This is a genomic window from Streptomyces klenkii, assembly GCF_003626645.1.
Taxonomy (GTDB): Bacteria; Actinomycetota; Actinomycetes; order Streptomycetales; family Streptomycetaceae; genus Streptomyces; species Streptomyces klenkii.
Window position 1 is genome coordinate 1 of the sequence record NZ_RBAM01000227.1, and the last position, 1,015, is coordinate 1,015.

2 protein-coding genes are annotated in these 1,015 nt (G+C 73.5%); one reads left to right on the forward strand and one right to left on the reverse strand.

Annotated elements, in window-relative coordinates:
* Positions 1–77: 77 nt before the first annotated feature.
* On the reverse strand, positions 78–740 hold the full coding sequence (locus D7231_RS35955) for an NADPH-dependent F420 reductase (protein ID WP_199739558.1): 663 nt from the start codon (positions 738–740) through the stop codon (positions 78–80).
* A gap of 91 nt (positions 741–831) precedes the next feature.
* Between D7231_RS35955 and D7231_RS35960 the strand changes: the two genes are divergently transcribed.
* On the forward strand, positions 832–1,015 hold a 184-nt coding region (locus tag D7231_RS35960), incomplete at its 3' end, for a winged helix-turn-helix transcriptional regulator (RefSeq protein ID WP_199739559.1).

Consider the following 1,015-nt stretch of genomic DNA (forward strand, 5'->3'; position numbering starts at 1 on the left):
CTGGCGACGCTCGGTGGCATCGTCAGGCCACCGACGCTCCGGTCCGCGACGCGCCGCGCCTTCCACGGGGCGTCCGCTCAGCCGGTCGTCGCCTGTCGAGTGCCGAGCGACTCCGGGTCGATGTCGGGGACGGCGAGCCGCGGGTTGTGTCCGGCGGCGGCGACCCTCATGACGAATCCCGCGGCCTCCTCCAACTGCCGGGCGCTGTCGAGCCCTCCGATCACGGCCGTGCGCCCGCCGAGGTCCCCGATCAGTGCCGTCGCAAGGTCCAGGGCGCGGCGCTCGGTCCCGCAGACCGCCACGACCGGCGCGGTCTCCCGCGGCCCCGCGTACGGCCACGAGGCTCCCGCGAACAGGTGCAGCGCCTTGACGACGTGCGCACCGGGAGCGGAGCGCGCCACGAGCTGTGCCGCGGAGCCGGAGGCGGGCTTCAGCTCGCCGGTCGCGTAGTCGACCGGGTTGGTGCAGTCGATCACCGTCCTGCCCGCCAGCGCCCCGTCGGGTGCGCCGACGAGCTGGAGGACGGCCGTCAGCCCTTCCCACGGGACCGCGACCACGACCGCGTCGGTCCTCCCTGCGAAGTCGGCGGGGGCGACGGCCTCCGCGGCCGGGATCCGGCCGGCGGCCCTGTCGGCGTGCAGCGGGTCGCGCCCGGTCACCAGGATCGAATGACCGGACCGGGCCCAGGCGCGGCCGAGCGTCTCGGCCAGGTTCCCGGTGCCGAGCATGCCAACGTTCACAGCGTTCTCCTTCGTCCGGAAGCGGTGCCCCAGGAACGCTACGTCCGGCGCTCCTACCGTTTGGTAGGAGGCTGGTGGGACGCTGGGCCCCATGAACGAGGAGCCCTGTCATACGTTCGTCTCCGATTGCCATGTGCGTGCCGCCGCCGAACTCATCCGCCACACCTGGGACCCCGTCGTGCTCTCCGCCCTGCGGGCAGGGGCGACACGCCGGCAGGAACTCCTCGTGCGCATCGCGGGAGTCAGCGACAAGGTCCTCACCCAGGCGCTCCAAC